This window comes from Paraburkholderia kururiensis (genome assembly GCF_034424375.1).
Classification (GTDB): domain Bacteria; phylum Pseudomonadota; class Gammaproteobacteria; order Burkholderiales; family Burkholderiaceae; genus Paraburkholderia; species Paraburkholderia kururiensis_A.
The window spans coordinates 1,867,846-1,885,604 of sequence record NZ_CP139965.1; the positions used below are offsets into that span (position 1 = coordinate 1,867,846).

Annotated in this window: 20 protein-coding genes; 4 read left to right on the top strand and 16 right to left on the bottom strand. The window is 66.9% G+C overall.

The window, feature by feature from the left end:
- Nucleotides 1-20: 20 nt before the first annotated feature.
- Nucleotides 21-263 carry a hypothetical protein gene (locus U0042_RS08400; protein WP_114810711.1) on the bottom strand — a complete coding sequence of 81 codons (243 nt, stop codon included), beginning with the start codon at nt 261-263 and terminating at the stop codon, nt 21-23.
- 266 nt (nt 264-529) lie between these two features.
- Between U0042_RS08400 and U0042_RS08405 the strand changes: the two genes are divergently transcribed.
- On the top strand, nt 530-979 hold the full coding sequence (locus U0042_RS08405) for a CBS domain-containing protein (RefSeq protein ID WP_114810553.1): 450 nt from the start codon (nt 530-532) through the stop codon (nt 977-979).
- Between the two features lie 87 nt (nt 980-1,066).
- On the opposite strand, the gene arcC is transcribed toward U0042_RS08405, so the two are convergent.
- The 7 genes from arcC to U0042_RS08440 all read right to left on the bottom strand — a co-directional run bounded on the left by arcC (nt 1,067) and on the right by U0042_RS08440 (nt 7,817).
- Entirely contained in the window at nt 1,067-1,975 is a 909-nt protein-coding gene (gene arcC / locus U0042_RS08410) for a carbamate kinase (RefSeq protein WP_114810554.1), read from the bottom strand.
- Between the two features lie 83 nt (nt 1,976-2,058).
- Nucleotides 2,059-3,057, bottom strand: coding sequence for an ornithine carbamoyltransferase (gene argF, locus U0042_RS08415; protein ID WP_114810555.1), 999 nt, complete (start codon nt 3,055-3,057; stop codon nt 2,059-2,061).
- Between the two features lie 116 nt (nt 3,058-3,173).
- Nucleotides 3,174-4,391: an arginine deiminase gene (locus U0042_RS08420; protein ID WP_114810556.1), complete on the bottom strand. Its 1,218-nt coding sequence runs from the start codon at nt 4,389-4,391 to the stop codon at nt 3,174-3,176.
- A gap of 15 nt (nt 4,392-4,406) precedes the next feature.
- The gene (gene arcD / locus U0042_RS08425; protein WP_114810557.1) at nt 4,407-5,897 is read right to left on the bottom strand and encodes an arginine-ornithine antiporter; all 1,491 of its coding nucleotides are present in this window, start codon (nt 5,895-5,897) and stop codon (nt 4,407-4,409) included.
- 234 nt (nt 5,898-6,131) lie between these two features.
- Nucleotides 6,132-6,434 carry a hypothetical protein gene (locus U0042_RS08430; protein ID WP_157977808.1) on the bottom strand — a complete coding sequence of 101 codons (303 nt, stop codon included), beginning with the start codon at nt 6,432-6,434 and terminating at the stop codon, nt 6,132-6,134.
- A 125-nt stretch (nt 6,435-6,559) separates the two neighbouring features.
- The gene (locus U0042_RS08435) at nt 6,560-6,868 is read right to left on the bottom strand and encodes a hypothetical protein (protein WP_114810559.1); all 309 of its coding nucleotides are present in this window, start codon (nt 6,866-6,868) and stop codon (nt 6,560-6,562) included.
- Between the two features lie 13 nt (nt 6,869-6,881).
- Nucleotides 6,882-7,817 (bottom strand): TIGR00730 family Rossman fold protein, encoded by a 936-nt coding sequence (locus U0042_RS08440; protein WP_198665276.1) that lies wholly within the window; start codon nt 7,815-7,817, stop codon nt 6,882-6,884.
- Nucleotides 7,818-8,093: 276 nt separating this feature from the next.
- Here U0042_RS08440 and U0042_RS08445 point away from each other — a divergent pair, with 276 nt between their 5' ends.
- The gene (locus tag U0042_RS08445) at nt 8,094-8,399 is read left to right on the top strand and encodes an HPF/RaiA family ribosome-associated protein (RefSeq protein WP_114810561.1); all 306 of its coding nucleotides are present in this window, start codon (nt 8,094-8,096) and stop codon (nt 8,397-8,399) included.
- Between the two features lie 133 nt (nt 8,400-8,532).
- Here the strand turns inward: U0042_RS08445 and U0042_RS08450 are convergent, their stop codons facing one another.
- The 3 genes from U0042_RS08450 to U0042_RS08460 form a co-directional block, all read right to left on the bottom strand.
- Nucleotides 8,533-8,901: a DUF3564 domain-containing protein gene (locus tag U0042_RS08450; RefSeq protein WP_114810562.1), complete on the bottom strand. Its 369-nt coding sequence runs from the start codon at nt 8,899-8,901 to the stop codon at nt 8,533-8,535.
- 51 nt (nt 8,902-8,952) lie between these two features.
- Nucleotides 8,953-9,336 carry a c-type cytochrome gene (locus tag U0042_RS08455; RefSeq protein ID WP_114810563.1) on the bottom strand — a complete coding sequence of 128 codons (384 nt, stop codon included), beginning with the start codon at nt 9,334-9,336 and terminating at the stop codon, nt 8,953-8,955.
- A 117-nt stretch (nt 9,337-9,453) separates the two neighbouring features.
- A complete protein-coding gene (locus U0042_RS08460; protein ID WP_114810564.1) occupies nt 9,454-10,485 on the bottom strand; it encodes an Acg family FMN-binding oxidoreductase in 1,032 nt (343 codons plus the stop codon).
- A 141-nt stretch (nt 10,486-10,626) separates the two neighbouring features.
- Between U0042_RS08460 and U0042_RS08465 the strand changes: the two genes are divergently transcribed.
- Entirely contained in the window at nt 10,627-11,613 is a 987-nt protein-coding gene (locus U0042_RS08465) for a zinc-dependent alcohol dehydrogenase family protein (RefSeq protein WP_114810565.1), read from the top strand.
- A gap of 122 nt (nt 11,614-11,735) precedes the next feature.
- On the opposite strand, the gene U0042_RS08470 is transcribed toward U0042_RS08465, so the two are convergent.
- The 4 genes from U0042_RS08470 to U0042_RS08485 all read right to left on the bottom strand — a co-directional run bounded on the left by U0042_RS08470 (nt 11,736) and on the right by U0042_RS08485 (nt 15,543).
- The gene (locus U0042_RS08470; RefSeq protein ID WP_114810566.1) at nt 11,736-13,277 is read right to left on the bottom strand and encodes a tetratricopeptide repeat protein; all 1,542 of its coding nucleotides are present in this window, start codon (nt 13,275-13,277) and stop codon (nt 11,736-11,738) included.
- A gap of 109 nt (nt 13,278-13,386) precedes the next feature.
- The gene (locus U0042_RS08475) at nt 13,387-14,583 is read right to left on the bottom strand and encodes an MFS transporter (protein WP_114810567.1); all 1,197 of its coding nucleotides are present in this window, start codon (nt 14,581-14,583) and stop codon (nt 13,387-13,389) included.
- Nucleotides 14,584-14,689: 106 nt separating this feature from the next.
- Nucleotides 14,690-15,106 (bottom strand): VOC family protein, encoded by a 417-nt coding sequence (locus U0042_RS08480; RefSeq protein ID WP_114810568.1) that lies wholly within the window; start codon nt 15,104-15,106, stop codon nt 14,690-14,692.
- Nucleotides 15,103-15,543: a helix-turn-helix transcriptional regulator gene (locus U0042_RS08485; protein WP_232833329.1), complete on the bottom strand. Its 441-nt coding sequence runs from the start codon at nt 15,541-15,543 to the stop codon at nt 15,103-15,105. The genes U0042_RS08480 and U0042_RS08485 overlap by 4 nt, the downstream gene beginning before the upstream one ends.
- Before the next feature lie 414 nt (nt 15,544-15,957).
- Between U0042_RS08485 and U0042_RS08490 the strand changes: the two genes are divergently transcribed.
- Nucleotides 15,958-16,740 (top strand): YkgJ family cysteine cluster protein, encoded by a 783-nt coding sequence (locus tag U0042_RS08490; protein WP_232833330.1) that lies wholly within the window; start codon nt 15,958-15,960, stop codon nt 16,738-16,740.
- Between the two features lie 224 nt (nt 16,741-16,964).
- Here the strand turns inward: U0042_RS08490 and fnr are convergent, their stop codons facing one another.
- Nucleotides 16,965-17,759, bottom strand: coding sequence for a fumarate/nitrate reduction transcriptional regulator Fnr (fnr, locus tag U0042_RS08495; protein WP_114810714.1), 795 nt, complete (start codon nt 17,757-17,759; stop codon nt 16,965-16,967).

A 17,759-nucleotide genomic window follows, 5' to 3' on the forward strand; every position in this document is an offset into this window, starting at 1 on the left:
CGCGCTTCGCACGAATCGCGTCAGCCCGCGTTGCGCCCGGGAGCGGGCAAGCGGGTTGCGGTAGAAGACGTGGCCGACGAGGCGGCAGGCAACGCGGAAGGCAACGCAGCAGGCGCTGCATCGGCGGGCGAATGGGCCGGCGCAGCCTGCGGCGAGGAAGCCGCGGGTTGGCCGTCGTGTCGAACGGCATGTTCGACACCGGGCGTGAGGACGTAGGGGACGAATGCCGCAAGGGCAATCCATAGCAGAACACCGGCAACCATGTTGCTCTCCTCGAGTAAGCGACGCCGCATGGCGGCAGGCCCGGGATGCGTGGAAGACGTCGCGATGACTTCAATTTACGAAGCGAGCCGCGGTGGTTGTTGATGGAACTCAACCCATATGTGTGCACGCACACGAAAGCATGGCAGCGCCTCGGGCTGCACAGAAGTTCACATGAAAAGCCGTATAAAAACGGCACCGGCGTTGCCGGACAGGTCGGACGAAACCCCCTGCATCAAGCGCACAAAACGTATTCAGGAGGCGTGAAGTGAATGCAGCAACCATCTGTACTCGCGATGTCGTGACGTGCCGTCAGGACACCACGGTGCTCGAAGCGGCGCGGCTCATGCGCAATCATCACGTGGGCGACCTCGTCGTGGTGGAGGAGTCGGCGTCGGGCCGCATGCCGCTCGGTGTGATCACCGACCGCGACATCGTGCTTTCGGTCGTCGCTAAAGAGGTCGATCCGGCGAAGCTCTTCGTGAGCGAGATGATGTCTACGCCCGTCGTGTCGGCATACGAATGGGAAGACGAGTGGCAATTGCTGCGCCGCATGCGGCTGCACGGCATTCGGCGCATGCCGGTGCTGGGCGATGCGGACGAACTGATCGGCATCGTCGCGTTCGACGATCTGCTGGAAGCGGCTTCGGGCTTTCTATCGGAGCTGTGGCTCTTAACCGGCCGGCAGTCGCACTTCGAGGAAAAGCACCGTACGTGAGGGTGCGGCGCGATGGGAAGCGTGATGTGATGCGCGATGTGATGCAGGTAGGATGCGGTGCCCCGGGCCCCGCATCCGATCCGAACGTCACCCCGTCACGCGCGTGCCGGCCGTCCCCTTCGCCATGTCTTCGATGCGGTCCAGTGCGCCGATCACCGCGGGGCGCCCCGTCTGCGTGGCGAACGCGCAGGCGGCTTCCACCTTCGGTCCCATCGATCCCGCCGCAAACGGCATCTTGCGCAGCTCCGACGCCGCGACCTCGCGCAGCGCGCGTTCGCGCGGCGTGCGCCAGTCGAGGTAGACGGCGTCCACGTCGGTGGCGATCAGCAGCAGGTCGGCTTCGAGCTGTTGGGCGAGCAGGCTGCTGCACAGGTCCTTGTCGATCACGGCTTCCACGCCCGTGAGCCCTTTGCCGTCCGGCGTCGCGGCCACGGGAATGCCGCCGCCGCCGGCGGCGATCACCACCGTGTCGTGCGCGAGCAGCCAGCGGATGGGGTCGATCTCCACGATGCGCTGCGGCTTCGGCGACGCCACCACGCGCCGGAAGCCCGCGCCGTCGGGCGCAATGGACCAGCGGTTGCGAATGGCGAGCCGCTCGGCGTCGTCTTTCGGATACACGGGGCCGATCGGTTTGGTGGGGTGGCCGAACGCCGGGTCTTCGGGGTCCACTTCCACGCGCGTGAGCAGCGTGGCGACGGCGCGCTCGCGTGGCAGCGCGTTCGCCAGTTCCTGTTCGAGCAGATAGCCGATCATGCCTTCGGACTCGGCATCGAGCACGTCGAGCGGCGTGGCCGAGGCGCTGCCGCCCGCCGCGGACTGCAGCGCCAGCATGCCGACCTGCGGCCCGTTGCCATGCGCGACCACCAGCTGATTGCCGGCGGCGAGCTTCGCGATCTGCGCCGCCGCGCGCCGCGTGTTGGCGATCTGGTTCGGAATGGTGAGCGGCTCCGAGCGTTTGAGCAGCGCGTTGCCGCCAAGGGCGACGAGAATTCGCATGACGATTCCTTGCTGGGCGTGTGCGCTCCGCGCCTTCGCGCCGCACATTCGCGCGGCACGTCGGCGCGGTGCTGGATGCGGTGCTAGGCCAGGGTGGCGACGAGCACGGCCTTGATCGTATGCATGCGGTTTTCCGCCTGCGAAAACACGATGGAGGCTTCGGACTCGAACACTTCGTCGGTCACTTCGAGTTCGGTGAGGCCGTACTTTTCGTGGACCTGGCGTGCCGTTTCCGTCTCGAGGTTGTGATACGACGGCAGGCAGTGCATGAAGCGCGCACGCGGCTTGCCGGTGGCGCGCATGAGCGCCGCGTTCACCTGATACGGCTTGAGCAGCGCGATGCGCTCGCCCCAGGCATCGACGGGCTCGCCCATCGACACCCACACGTCCGTATAGACGAAGTCCGTACCCTTGACGGCCTCGGCGGGATCTTCGAGCAGTTGCACGCGTGCGCCCGTGGTTTGCGCCAGCTCGCGCATCTGGGCGACGAGATGCTCTTCGGGCCACAGGGCGCGCGGCGCGGCAATGCGTACGTCCATGCCCATCTGCACGCCGCCGATCAAGAGCGAGTTGCCCATGTTGAAGCGGGCGTCGCCCAGATAGCAGAACGACATCGTGTCCAGCGGCCGTTCGCCGAACTCTTCCATGGTGAGCAGATCGGCCAGCACCTGGGTGGGGTGGAATTCGTCGGTGAGGCCGTTCCACACCGGCACGTGCGAATACTGCGCGAGGTCTTCCACGGCAGTCTGATGAAAGCCGCGGTATTCGATGCCGTCGTATAAGCGCCCCAGCACGCGCGCCGTGTCTTTCAGCGATTCCTTGCGGCCCAGTTGCGAGCCCGCCGAATCGATGTAGGTGACGTGACCGCCCTGGTCGTGCACGGCCACCTCGAACGCGCAGCGCGTGCGCGTGGAGGTCTTCTCGAAGATGAGGGCGATGTTCTTGCCGTTCAGGCGCGGCACTTCGTTGCCGGCGTATTTCGCGCGCTTCAGTTCGGCGGCGAGGTCGAGCAGAAAACGGATGTCGCGGGGGCTGAAGTCCTGCATGTTGAGCAGGCTTCGATTGCGAAGGTTGAATGCCATGATGTCGGGTTCCTTGATCCTGTTGAGCCTGTTGATTCTGGTAAGGCGCGCGTCTTGAACGGACCGGCGCACGTGGTGTCCGCAACGAAGGTGCGGTGTGCGCCGGCCGCGAGAAATCAGACGGGGTCGCGCTCGATGGGGCAGGTCATGCAGTGGCCGCCGCCGCGTCCGCGGCCCAGCTCGCCGCTCGGAATGGTGATGACTTCCACGCCGGCCTTGCGCAGCAGCGTGTTGGTGTAGACGTTGCGGTTGTAGGCCACCACCACGCCCGGTGCGAGCGCGATCACGTTGTTGCCGTCGTCCCATTGCTCGCGCTCGGCTTCCCATTCGTCGCCGCCTGTGGCGACGGTGCGCAGCTTCGGCACGCCGATGGCGCTCGCCACCACGTCGAGGAACGGTGCCGTTTCGGCGCGCACGTCCAGTTCGCCTTCGCGGTCGCCGGGACGCAGGCTGATGGTATGGATGCTGTTCACCACTTCCGGGAAGATCGTGACGAGGTCGTGGTCGCAGAACGTGAACACGGTGTCCAGATGCATCGCGCCGCGCGAGCGCGGCAGCTGCGCCGCGATCACACGCTTCACGCCTTGCTGGGCGAAGAGGGCGCGCGCGAGTTGCGCGACGCCTTGCGGCGAGCTGCGCTCACCCATGCCGATGGCCACCACTTCGCGCGAGAGCGGCATCACGTCGCCGCCTTCTATCGTGGCGCCGCCGTGGTCCACGTCGGGGTCGCCCCACCAGACCCGCGGGCCGCCTTCGAAGAGCGGATGAAAGCGGTAGATCGCGGTGGTGAGCAGCGTTTCCTGCCGCCGTGCGGGCCAGTACATGGAGCCGAGCACGACGCCGTCGTTGATCCAGCAGCTGTTGTCGCGCGTGAAGAGCGCATTGGGCAGCGGCGGCACCACGAAGCCCGCATGGTCCAGGCACTCTGCGGTGATGCCCGTGGGGCGGAACGGCAACTCGGCCTTCACGATGCCGCCGATCAGGCGCGTGGCCAGTTCGTCGGCCTTCATTTCGTCGAGCCACGGGCGCAGCTGCGCGGCGAGTTCGCCATCCATCTGCCCGGGGGCGAGCTTGCGCGACAGAATCCATTCGCGCGCCTCGGGGTTGCGTACCACGTCGGCGAGCAGGTCGTGCGTGTCGAACACTTCGACGCCGCGCTCCTGCATCGCACTCACGAATGCGTAGTGATCGTTCTTCGCCTGGGTAACCCACAGCACGTCGTCGAACAGCAGGTCGCGGCAGTTGGCCGGCGTGAGCCGGGCCTGGGCAAGACCCGGACGGCACACGATCACTTTGCGCAGTCGTCCGGTTTCGGAATAGACGCCAGATATCACGATGTGTTCTCCGTATTACAGACTGAGGCGGCCGGTGGCGAGCAGCCACGCGGCGGCGATGGCGAGGCCGACGATTGCGGCCAGAATCACCGCTTCGAACGGCTGGAAGATGCGCGCCTTCTGCTCGCGCTTGGCCCACGCATAGAGCACCACGCCCGGCGCGTAGAGCAGCGCGCTCAGCAGCAGGTACTTGAGGCCGGCCGCGTAGAGCAGCCAGCAGCAATACACCACGGCGAGCGCGCCGATGCCGATGTCGCGATACCGGGCGCTTTCGCCCGCGGTGTAGCCCTCGCCCTTCACCGCGATGAGCGCCGCGTAGACGGCGGAGAACAGATACGGCACGAGGATCATCGACGTGGCGAGCGAAATCAGCGCGAGATACGTCGCGTTGGAAACCAGCGTGACGATGAGGAACAGCTGCACGAGCCCGTTGGTGACCCACAGCGCGTTCGCGGGCACGCCGTGCTCGTTCTCGCGCTTGAGGAACGCGGGCATCACGCCGCCGCCTGCAGGCGTGAAGAGCGTTTCGGCGGCCAGCAACGTCCAGGCGAGCAGCGCGCCGCCCACCGAAACCAGCAGACCGATGTTCACGAGCACTGCGCCCCAGGTGCCCACCACCTTCTGAAGCACGCCGGCCATCGACGGGTTCTTCATGCCCGCAAGCTCGGGCTGCGAGACGATGCCGAGCGAGAGCAGCGACACGCCCATCAGCAGCGCCAGCACGACCACAAAACCCAGCACGGTTGCGCGGCCGACGTCCGAGCGCTGCTGCGCGCGCGCCGAATACACGCTGGCGCCTTCGATGCCGATGAACACCCACACGGTGATGAGCATCGTGCTCTTCACCTGATCGAGCACGCCGGGCAGCTTCGGGTTGCCCCAGAAGCCCGTGGAAAACTGCTGCGCGTGAAACGCCGCCGCCGCAATGGCGATGAAGAGCACGAGCGGCACGATCTTCGTGACGGTGGTGACGGCGTTGAGCACCGCTGCGCTGCGCACGCCGCGCAGGATCACGAAGTGCATGATCCACAACGCGACCGACGCGCCCACGATCGCCGCACTCGTATTGCCTTCGCCGAAGATCGGAAAGAAGTAGCCGAGCGTGCCGAACACGATGACGAGGTAGCCGACGTTGCCTATCCACGCGCTGACCCAGTAGCCCCACGCGGAGTTGAAGCCGACGAAGTCGCCGGCACTGGCGCGCGCGTAGGCGTAGATGCCGTTGTCGAGTTGCGGCTTGCGCAGCGCGAGCGTCTGGTAGACGAAGGCGAGCATCAGCATGCCGGCGCCGGTAATGAGCCAGCCGATCAGCACGGCGCCCGCGCCCGCGCCGGAGGCCATGTTTTGAGGCAGCGAGAACACGCCGCTGCCGATCATCGAACCCACGACGAGCGCGGTCAGCAGACCGAGCTTGAGACGTTGAGGAGAGGCCGTACTGGAAGAGACGGGTGGCACGGGGGCCGCGGCAGGCGGTGTGCCGTGCAGGTGACGAGCCAGGGGTTTCATGAGAGGTACTCCAGGTAGGGAGACGTCTCATTAGGTCATGCGAAACCGGGGTGGCGTTTGACGTGGATCAGTCAGGGTTAGCCGGGATGGTCGAATCGGGATGCGGCATGGTGAGGCATTGAGCGCGGCGGTGTGCGAAACATGCCGCACGCATTTTGATGCCTTTTTTATGGCACTTTCGTGGCGCGATCGCTCACGCGAAACGGGCGGGCAGAGCGCGTTGCCCGCTCACCTTCACGCCGCCGCCTGCTCCCCGAACATGTCGCGCAGCGCAGCCGCGAACCGCTGCAATGACGCCACCGATCCCGCCACGCTCTGATACTTCTCGCGGCCAATCTGACCGTCGAGCGTGACGAGCATGCCCGCTTCGCGCGCGAGCGCGAGCAGCGCGTCGGCTTCGGCGCAGACGTCGGCGCGCGAGGTCTGTGTGCGCTCCTGCGTGCGGGGCGGGGTAGCGTGTTGCGTACCCCGGCGTTCGGGTTCGGGATAGACAGCGCCGGCGTTTTCGTAGCGGGCAACGGACATTCCGTAGGACATGGCAGGTCTCCTTGGCCGCGTAGGGAACGCCGGGCAACGTCAATGGTGCGCGGGGCGTTGGGGGCGGTGCGGCGAAAACGTTCTTTCCATGAACCCAGTATCGGACAGCACGTGCGTCGGCGAAATCAGACCGCGCTGAACTTCGCGTAGGGGATCGCCGACGCCTTCAGCATTTCCCTACAAACGGGACGGACTTCGCAGGTGTCTTCATCGAACGCATGACGTCCGCTTTCGAGCGCACCTGCAACATTCGCTTCGAGCCCGACGCGACGCAGGAACAGGCGGCACGCGCCCGAAGTGATGCGCCAGGTACACGGCACGTTGCCGCTGAAGTCGCGCCGGGCGCGGGCCGTGATGGTGTCGGGTTCATCGCAGGCTTCCTGGGGTGTCGCTGCGCGTGTGCACGGACACATCGCGTGAACCGCGCGCTTCATGCATGCCGCCGCTTTAAGTCACCGCCTCGTGCCAGCGCACGATGGCGGCCCAGATGTCGGCGGCCGTTTCGCAGAAGACGAACAGCTTCGTGTCCGCTTCGGAGATCATGCCTTCGTCCACGAGGAAGTCGAAGTCGACCACGCTACGCCAGTACGCTTCGCCCACGAGCACGACGGGCAGCGGCCGGATCTTGCCGGTCTGCAACAGCGTGAGCACTTCGAAGAGTTCGTCGCAGGTGCCGTAACCGCCCGGAAAAAACACGCCTGCCTTCGCGCGCTCCAGCAGATGCAGCTTGCGGATCGCGAAGTAGTGGAAGCGAAAGCACAAGTCGGGCGTGACGTAGGGGTTGGGGTACTGCTCTCTCGGCAGCGAGATGTTGAGGCCGATGCTGGGCGCGTGCTGCTCGAAGGCACCGCGATTCGCGGCTTCCATGATGCCGGGACCGCCGCCCGTGATGATGGCGAGCCTCGGTAGCACCGAACTGCCCGCCGTGCTGCCCACGAGTTCGCCCAGTTCGCGCGCCACGTCGTAGTAGTGGCTGCGCGCCAGCAACCGCTCGGCTATTTTCACGGCGCGCGCGTGGTCGGTGTCGTCCGGTTCTGCCGATGCCGCCGCACGCGCTTCGGCCAGCCGGCGACGCGCGACGGCCGGCGCCGCAATGCGCGTGCTGCCATACACCACGACCGTGTGTTCGATGGCCTGTTGCTGCAGACGCTGCTCGGTCTTCCAGTAGTCGAGCTGCAGCCGTACGCCGCACATTTCGGGGCTTTGCAGGAAGGCTGCATCTTCGTCGGCTTGCAGATAGGTAGGGCTCGTCACGAGCCGACGCACGCGTGCGGGCAACCCGGGCGGCAGGGTGCAGGGCTCGACAGAACTCGTCGCGCGCGCGTTGGACGCAGCGGACGTGGCACTACGGCGCTTCTTCAACATGAGGTGTTCAGGGTTCATGGCCGGCGCCGATGCCGGCAGCGTATTCCACGATACGAGGCATCTGTTGCGCGCGATTGATCGTCGTCAAGGGCGCACCGTGCTGGCGCCCGCGTGCGTGTCTGCCCGTGCGGCGCGCTGCGGGCATGGCCTGCGCGCATTCACCCGCTTGACACACATCAACGGGAAAAGCGCATAAGCGGCAATGATGTCTACAACGCTCAACCGTTTCGGTGCAGTCCGTCACGGTCCTGGAGAGCAGCAACAGAGCGCCGCATCGGATGGCGGGAGGTAACCATGGGAATCGGCATGCAGATCGTCTATCTCGGCTTTGCTGGATCGGCACAGATAGAAGCAGAGGCCGGTGCCCAGCTCGTGCGTCTGTTCCGCTTTGCGAGCGCGCTGTCGGGTTGCCACCTCGCCATCGAACTCATGCGTGCGAACGGCGATCGTGTGCGCTACGACGCGCGGCTCGATCTCATCACGCCGTCCCACGACCTGAAGCCCGTGCGTCATTGCACGAGCGACGATCCGAACACGGCAATCAGGCAGGCTTTCGACGAAGCCGAGAAGCAACTGGAGCACGACTCGGCAAAGAGGTAGCGCCGCAACGGCGCACGACGGAACGGGTACGCGAAGGGGCACGCGAACGAGCTGGGCCCCGTCTCATGCACCGCCTGCTGCTTGATGTAACGACACGCCGCTCAAGGCAGCGACAATCAGACCGTAGCGACCATCAGATGGGCCCCGCGAACAGGCCGCTTTCCGGCTGCGTCTTCATCTCGTCGACGCATTGCACGTGCCAGTGGCCGTTCACGGCCGGATGGTGGGAATGCCGGTGCCACAGTACGCGCCCGGTTTCGCCTTCGAACGGACCGCTCGACGCGCCCAGATCCAGCCCTTCGAATTCGCAGAGCACGCGTTGCGTTTCCGGGTCTGCGATGCGCGTCGTACCGTCCCTCGTGGCCAGCGTGCCCCACTCGGGAAGGTGCATACCGGCATGCCCTTCGCGCGACCACTTGCGCGCCTCGTTGTCGAGCCAGAGGATCGCGTAGACCGCGGGATCGGTGCTGTCGAACGTATCGAGATGGATGGTGATGCGCATGGCGTTCTCTCCGGTCGGTGGGGGCGCACAGTGCGGTGCAATGCGGTGCGCCTACTGCGTCATGACCCATTGAATCAGCGTATGGGCGTCTTCAGGCGAAAGCGGCCCGCCGCGCTCGGGCGGCAGCGGCATCGGCGTGTCGCCCCAGTGGGCGCGGCCGCCGAGGCGCAGCTTCTGTTCGAGCATCACCGTGGCGTCGGGCACCTTGCGATAGCGCTCGGCGATCTGATGGAACGAAGGCGCGAGAAACGGCGAGTCCGACGTGTGGCAGAACATGCAGTGCTGCTGATCGATCAACTCAGTCGGTTCGGCCATCCGCTTCGTCTGCTGTGCGTACGCCGCGCCGCTGGCGGTCAGTCCCGCCATACCTGCCATACCCGCAAGGCTCGCGAGTAATGCCGCGCAAACGCGCCTGTTCTTGTATGTGGCCTTCATGTCTCACGCTCCTCGATGACGCTTGATTCCAGGTCCAGTCTAAAAGGGACACGGGTTCGCTCATTGATGCGTGTCAAGGCGGTTGTGGCCGGTGAGCGTGTGTGTGGTGGGCTCGCTTCACGACACCACGTCGGCAAGCGGACGCCGCGGCGCGTGAGGCGTATCGGGCCCGCGGCCGATGCGCAGCAACAGCTGCGGCGTGGACGCCGTGCCGATCGCCGCGCGCAGCCGTTCGCGCAGTTCGGGCGTTTCGATGGGCTGGTTCAGATACGACGCGGTATAGCCTTCGTCCACCGCGGTCAGCAGCACGCGTTCGAGCGCCTGGCCTGTGGCGAGCCAGGCCTCGGCGTTATCGGCGCCGGTGGAAATGGTCACGAGAAGCGGCGAGCCTTCCACGAGCCGATGATGCGCCGCGGCCATGCCGCCGCCCACGTCGAAGGTGCGAATCACGGAGGTCAGGAGTGGCGCCGCGACATCGAGCAACGCGGGCACGCCCGCCGCGTAGGCCGGCATGCCGTCGTCGCTGCGGCGCGGATGCACCCAGCTCGCGAGTTCGCGGCGAAAGCGCGCGTCCGCGAATTGCAGGCGGTCGGCGTCGGCGATGAGTTCGGCAATGCGCTCGCGGTCCGCGGGGGCATCGATGCACGCGACGTCCGCGCCTTCGGCCGCGCCCGCTTCGATCAGCCGACGCTGTGCGGCTGGCGGGACCGGTTCGTCGACGAACGCGGCGCGCGTGGTCATGCGCTGCACGATGGCGGGAAAGAGCGCGTCGAGCGACGCATCGCGACGACCGCCGGGCACGATGCGCACGTGGGCCAGCACGTCGGGGTCGGCATGCGACGGAAACACCGTGATCGCGTAGGCCAGGCCGAAGCGCTGCAGCGCCACGCGCAGATTGAAGAGCGCCGCGCCGCAACTGATGATGAGTTCGCGGTCGAACGGGTCTACCACGGGCAGCGCGCGCAGACGGTCGGCGCACAGCGTCACGGCGTCGCCGTCCACGATGAAGCGCCACGGTTGCGTGTTGTGGCTGGAGGGCGCGAGCACCGCGTACCGCAGCGCGAAGCGCAATTTCTCTTCCACGCCGGCCGACGGCGCGAGCTGGTGTTCGTCGACATCCCACGCGGCGGAACGCGTAACATGGTCCATCGTGCGGCCTCCCTCGGTTGGTAGGGTGATGAGCGGAATGCGAAGCCGCCGCAGAGGGGCGGGTTTCACGCCGCTATCCGGCTTATCGTCGCAGCGGGTGGTGGGGGCGGAGTTGATGCAGGTCAGCGAAGGAGAGTCAGCATGCGCGCAATGGTGTTCGACGGCTCGGCACCGTATCTGAAGGAAATGTCGTTGCCGGACCCGGTGCCCGAAGCGGGGCAACTGCTGATCGACATACACGCGTGCGGCGTGTGCCGCACGGACCTGCACGTCGTCGACGGCGAACTCACCGAGCCGAAGCGACCCGTCATTCCCGGCCATGAAATCGTCGGTACCGTAGCGGCGTTGGGCGCGGACGTGACGGGCTTCGCCGTGGGCGACCGCGTAGGCGTGCCGTGGGTCGGCCATACCTGCGGACATTGCCGCTATTGCCTCGCGCACCGCGAGAATCTCTGCGACGACCCGCGCTTCACGGGCTATACGCTCGACGGCGGCTATGCCGAGCGCACCGTCGCCGACAGCCGCTACTGCTTCCATTTGCCGGAGCGTTACAGCGACATCGAGGCCGCGCCGCTCCTGTGCGCGGGACTGATCGGCTACCGCACCTTGAGCATGGCGGGCGACGCGCGACGCATCGGCATCTACGGCTTCGGCGCGGCGGCGCATATCGTGGCCCAGGTGGCGCGCCATCAGGACCGCGAAGTCTATGCGTTCACGCGCAGCGGCGACACGGCTGCGCAGTCGCTCGCGCGGCGCCTGGGGGCCGCATGGGCGGGCGGCAGCGACGAGACGCCGCCCGCGCCGCTCGACGCCGCGCTCATCTTCGCGCCCGTGGGCGCGCTCGTGCCCCTCGCGCTCAAAGCGGTGGTGAAGGGCGGCACGGTAGTCTGCGGCGGCATCCACATGAGCGACATCCCGTCGTTTCCCTACGCGTTCCTGTGGGGCGAGCGGCGGGTGGTGTCGGTGGCGAATCTCACGCGCGAAGACGGACAGGCTTTCATGCGCATCGCCGGCGCCGTGCCGCTCGCGATCGAGACGACACCGTACGCGCTCTCCGATGCGAACCAGGCGCTGGACGATTTGAGGGCGGGGAGAGTGTCGGGGGCGGCGGTGTTGGTGGTGAGGTGAGGGGGGCGAGGGCGGCTTGCTTCGGTCAGCGGTACGGTGGTTTAGCGGTTCAACGGCTCATACGGCTCATACGGCTCAGCGGTCGACAACCTCAACTCGCCTGGCATCGCCCCGAGCCCCAGTCAAACTCCTCGCGCATGAATCGCCGGCACGTACTTCGCTGAGACATCCCGGCACGCCGCGGCGATCTGCTCTACCACGGGTGCCCACTGCCCCGGCTGCGTTTGGCGAAACAACCGCATCGTGCCCGGATACCAGGGCGAATCGGTTCGCCCACGTACCCATCGCCAATCGAGCCCCAGCGCCGGAAGCATGACCCAGCCCGGCTTGCCCAACGACCCGGCAAGATGCGCGACCGCGGTGTCGACGCTGATGACCAAGTCGAGCTGCGCGATCAGTGCGGAGCTGTCGGCGAAGTCGGTGATGTCCGGCGCGACATCGAGCACGAAGGGGCCGCCCTGAAGCGCGCTCGCTTCGGCTTCCCCTTGTCCCTTCTGCAAGCTCACGAAGCTCACGCCAGGCACGTTCAGCAACGGCCTCAACGTCTCGAGCGACGGCAAGGACCGGTTGCGATCGTTGCCGTGACCTGCATGGCCTTTCCAGACGAGGCCCACTTTGAGTCCCTTCAACGGCGCAACGCGAGGCCGCCATTTCTCGACGAGTTCCGCATCCGCGTGCAGGTAGGCCGCCGGCGGAATGGAATCGAGCGTGGTGCCCACCACGTGCGCAATGCTGAGCGGCAACGTCCAGTAGTCGTGCGGCGCACGCGCGAGATCGGACTGGCCGTCGACCACCGCGTCGACGCCCGGTACGTTGCCGAACAATCGACGCAACGCCGGCGCGCAGGCCAGCGTGATCCACGCCGCGCCGCGCGCTTTGAGCAACGAGAGATACCGCCCGAACTGGATCATGTCGCCGAAGCCCTGCTCCTGCCAGACGAGCACGGCCTTGCCTTGTAGCGATTGCCCCTGCCATTGCGGATAGGCGACGCCGGGCGGCACCGCGGTTCGGTCCGTCAATGCGGCATCGGAGCGGGCTTCGAACAGCGGCCAGCCTTCTTCGAAGCGGCCAAGGCTCAGCAGCAGCGCGCCGAGCTTGCATCGCGCGTCGGCGTAGCGCGGGTCGACCGCGAGCGCTTTCCGGTAGGCCGATTCCGCTTCCTGCAGGCGCTCCTGTTCGACGAGCACCGTGCCGAGACTGCACAGCAGGACCGGATGATCGCGATGCAGCGAAAGGGCCTGCCGGCAGGCGGCCTCGGCGTCCGACAACTGGCCGCACGTCTTCAGCAACGTACACAGATTGTGGTGAGCGTCGAGGTAATCGGGACGTGCCGCCAGCGCTGCGCGGTAGCACGCCTGCGCCTCTGCGAACCGGTCGAGCCCATGCAGCAGCACGCCCAGGTTGTAATGCGCCTGAGCGTTGTGCGGGTCGGCCTCGACGGCCATCCGCCAATAGCGTTCGGCGTCGAGCTTGCGATCGAGGCGCAGCGCGCAGGCCGCAGCCAGGTTCAACGCTTGCGCGCGTTCAGCGCTTCCGGGTACGCCCGGTTCGAGCACGGGGTCGAGCACCGTCAGCGCCTCGAGCACGTTGCCGCTCGAATAGAGGGCAAGCGCCGTCTGGTATCGGCCGGTGCCCGAGGGCAAATGCGATTGCGCAGGGTCCATCGATCGTCTCTTCTTGTGCCTCGAACATGATGGATCGGGATTCTACGCAGTTTCGCCATCGGCCTGCCGCGCACGCCTTGCCTGCGTCCCCCTGCGCCCCGCCTGCGCCTCACCCGCGCTTTGTCACTGTCAGCGCCACGCCGACCAACGCCACCGAAACCGCCGCAAATATCCCGTCCGCCCACAGGTGTCCGACATACCGCGACAGCACGGCCACGCCCACGGCCGGCAGCGAATTGCCGCCATAGCAGCACAGCAGATACGCCGACAGCAGTTCAGCCCGATGCTCCGGCGGCGCGATGCGGTTGATCTCCTGGAGACTGCCGCGAAATCCGAAGGCGGACGCGATCCCGCACAGCGCGGTCGCGGCGATCAGCACCGCGATCGATCCCGCTGCCTGCGCCCACAACAGCAGCGCGAGGCTGGGCGGCAGCAGCCACAAGCCGGTGATCATCGTGGCGCGGGACGTGAGCGCGGGCGTCAGAACCACGGTCGCGGCGCCCACGGCAAACAGTTCGGCCACCACGGCGCCGCTCAGTGCCGGGCTGTGCACGTGCATGCTGGCGGCGAGCAGGTTGGGCAGCAACGCGGCGTAGAAGCCGAGCAGCGCGAAAGTCGCGAACGCGGTGACAGCGGGCGCGACGAAGGCGGCGCGCGCTTGCCTCGGCACGCCGACGCGGGGTCTGAAAGACAGCGACCGGCGGCGGTTCGCAACGGGCGCCACGGTCTCACGCGTGCGCAGCGTGAGCACGGCCGTCACGCAAAGGATCAGCAGGTAGACCACGTACACCGTGCGCAGCGGCCACGGCGCGAATTGCGCGAGCAGGCCCGCCGCCGCCACGCCGCCCGCGAGGCCGACCAGGTTGACGGCTGCGGCGAGCCGGCTCGCGGGGGCTTTGTCTTTGCCGCCGTGCAGGTCGGCGATCCACGCGGTTGCCGTCGCCGCGCCCACGCCGATGGCGAGCCCGCTCGCGGCCCGCGCGACGAAGAGCAGCGCGGGATGGACGGCCACGAGGAACAGCAGCGCGCTCGCCCCGCCCACGGCGAGCACCAGCAGGCTGACGGGGCGTCGACCGGCCGCGTCGGACACGCGCCCCAACGCGAGCAATGCGCCGAGATTGCCCACCACGTACGTCGCGTAGACGAGCGTGATGGTCAGATCGGACAGCCCGAATGCGCGCTGATAAAGCGGATACAGCGGTGTGACGAGCGTACTGCCGGCATACAGCGTGCCGAGCAGCACGGCTGCCGCGACGAGCGACGCCGGGCCGCTCAGCGCCGCGGGCTGCGAGAGACGTGCGTGCATGGCTTGCTCCGTGGTGCAGGTACGCCAGCGAAGGCAGCAAGCCATGTTCCGCCGCGGCGCGTCACGCGTTCATGCAGCCCCGGTGCGGCGAGTGCGCGGCGTACGCTCAGGCGGGGTTTTTCGCCGCCTGGATCATCTTCCAGCCGTTGCCGGCGGGGTCGCGAAAGCCGGCGTCCACGTTGCCGAAGCGGTCCACCGGTTCCTGGGTGAACTCCACGCCGCGGGCTTTGAGCCGGGCGTAGCTCGCGCGGCAGTCGTCGACGGAAAGGACGAGCGGCGGCATGGCGCCCTTGGCCACCATGGCGAGCAGGGTTTGCGCGGTGGCGGCGTCGTGGATGGGCGGCCCCGGCAGAAACAGGCCGAGCTGGAACGACGGCTGGTCCGGATGCTGCACCGTGAGCCAGCGGTACGGGCCGTTGCTCACGTCCGTGTGAACGCGGAATCCGAGTTTGTCGACATAGAACGCGAGCGCTTCGTCCTGATTGTCGACGTAGAGCCCCACCACGTTGATGCCCTCATTCATGACGCCTCCTCCTCCTGGGTAGATGGCGCGAATGTAGCGCCGGCCGCGCGGCGGCGCTTCTCCAAAACTGCGATGGTGAGGTCGGGACGCTGCGCCGCCTTCAGCACGCACGCGGGGATGCGCTCCAGGTCGCGCGTGTCGGCCGGCGCGGCGCGGCTCGCGGCGCGCAGGGCGCCCGGGCTTTGGCCGGTGACGTCGCGAAAAACGCGCCCGAACGTGCCGAGACTCTCCCAGCCCGTGGCGAAGGCGATCTCGGTGATGCCCAGTTCGGTGTCGCGCAGCAGCGCGATGGCCTGCTCGATGCGGCGCGTGAGCAGGTAGCGGTGCGGCGGCACGCCGAAAGCGCGCTTGAACGAGCGCGCGAAATGGGCCTCGGAGACGCCGCTCACCCGCGCCAGACGCCTGACGGGCCAGGCCTCGTGCGAGGCGGCGTCCATGCGGTCTTTCGCGCGCAACAGGCGGCGCAGCAGGGCGGGGTCTTCCAGGGCGTCAGCCAGGACAGGAGAGGAGGCGGGAGCAGAGGCAGCGGGCGAGGCAGCGGACGAGGCGGGCGCGGCTGCGCGTCGGTCTGATCGAGCGGGCATGCGTCTTCGGATAGTGGGCGGGCGGAATGCGCGTAGTTTAGGCCGCATCGGGCGGCCACTGTGACGGTCGCCGAAAGCGGCGGAAGTTTTCCTGCGGCGGATGCTGGTGCTGCAGAGCATCAGACGACACCAACCAGCACCCGGCAAATAAGCCAAATAAGGCACCGGCACGGCGTTGTGCGCTGCTCGCGGCGCGATCGCGTCGCACGTAGTAGGCTTCGCGCCAGAGACTGCCCGCCTGCCCGCCATTTCCCAACGGACCCTTCCATGCCCTCGCATTTCTCCTGCACGATGTGCGGCCGCTGCTGCCGGGATCTGCGTCTACCGTTGAGCCTCGCGGAAGCGGCGGACTGGCTGCGCGACGGCGGAGAGACGCAACTGCTCTGCGACGCCATCCCCTGGCCCGTCGAGCCGGCCGCCGACGATCGCCTCGCCGCCTACAAGTCGAGGCGTTCCTTTCCGGCGATGAGCGGCACGCTGCCGTTGCGCGTGATCGTGACGGTCGTGGCCGCGTTCGAAGGGCCGTGCCCGCATCTGCAAGCCGACCTGCGCTGCGGCGCGTACGATCGACGGCCGCGCGTATGCCGCATTTATCCCGCGGAGATCAATCCGTTCATCGAGCTTCAGCCGGCTGCCAAGCTGTGTCCGCCCGAGGCATGGGACGAGCGTCATCCGGTGCTCGAAGTCGAGGGGCGCTACGCGAATGCCTCGCTGGTGGCGACCATCGACGCCTTTCGCGCGGCCGACATCCACGACGTCGAGGCGAAACGCAGACTCTGCGATGTACTCGGCGTGCGCACGGCGGCGGTGGCAAACGAGGGCTTCGTGGTGATTGCGCCGGGGCGAGAGGCCATGGCGAACGCAATCGCTGCGGCGATGCGCGACGACGAAGTCGCGAGCGACGCTGCGAGCGCGGCGTCGTGGACCTTCATTTCCAACCGCCGCGGCACGCGCGAGACGCTGGTTTCGGTCGATGCGAAAGCAGGCGCGCCCGAAGCCCTGCCCGCGTTGCACGAATACCTCGGGTTTCAGGCGGCGAACGGGGATTGATTCGTGGTGCGGTGACGACAGAGCCGATACGGAACCGCCACGCCCAATCCATCAAAAGCCCAAAAAAAAGACGGCGCATTGCTGCGCCGTCAAAGCACACACCTCTTTCGAGGCACTTGCACCCACTCATTCGCCGGAGCGAGCCGGCTAACCTTACGTCCTCAACGTCGGCCGCCTTGTCATGCGCGACCCACAGACATCCTGTGTACTGCCGCGTGCAGCCATCACACGCGCGCCAATCCTTCCATGTTCGTGATGCGGATCTGCTTGCCGTGCGTATCGACCAGCTTCTCGCGCTGGAACTTCGAGAACATCCGGCTGACCGTTTCGAGCTTCATGCCCAGGTAGCAGCCGATTTCTTCGCGCGTCATGCGCAGGTGGAATTCCGAAGCCGAGTAGCCACGCGACTTGAAGCGGCTCGACAGATTCAGCAGGAACGTGGCGAGGCGTTGCTCGGCGCTCATCGTGCCCAGCAGCATCATGAGACCCGATTCGCGCACGATCTCGCCGCTCATCATCTGGTGCACGTGGTGCTGCATCGACTTCACTTCGCGGCACACCACTTCGAGCAGGCCGAACGGAATGATGCAGACCTGGCTGTCTTCCAGCGCGACGGCGTCGCAGCTGTGACGGCCGGCGTAGACGCCGTCGAGGCCCATCGCATCGCCGGCAATCTGGAAGCCCGTCACCTGCTCGCGGCCATCGCGATGGATCACCACGGTCTTGAACGAGCCGACGCGCACGGCGTAGATGCTCTGGAACGCGTCGTTGCCGCGATACAGCGCTTCGCCGCGGCGCACGTTGCGCGTAGTGCAGATGATTGCGTCGAGCCGTTCCAGCTCCGCCGTGGTGAGGCTGGGCGGCAGGCAGATGGCGCGCATCGAGCAGGTCGAGCAGCGCGCCACAGTGCGCTTGGGCGTATCAACCGGTGCGTCGACAGGAGCGATCGGGAACGTCTGATAGGCGGTGTGCGGCGAGCCAGACGGAACAGCTACGTCACAGGCGGTACTCGAATACAT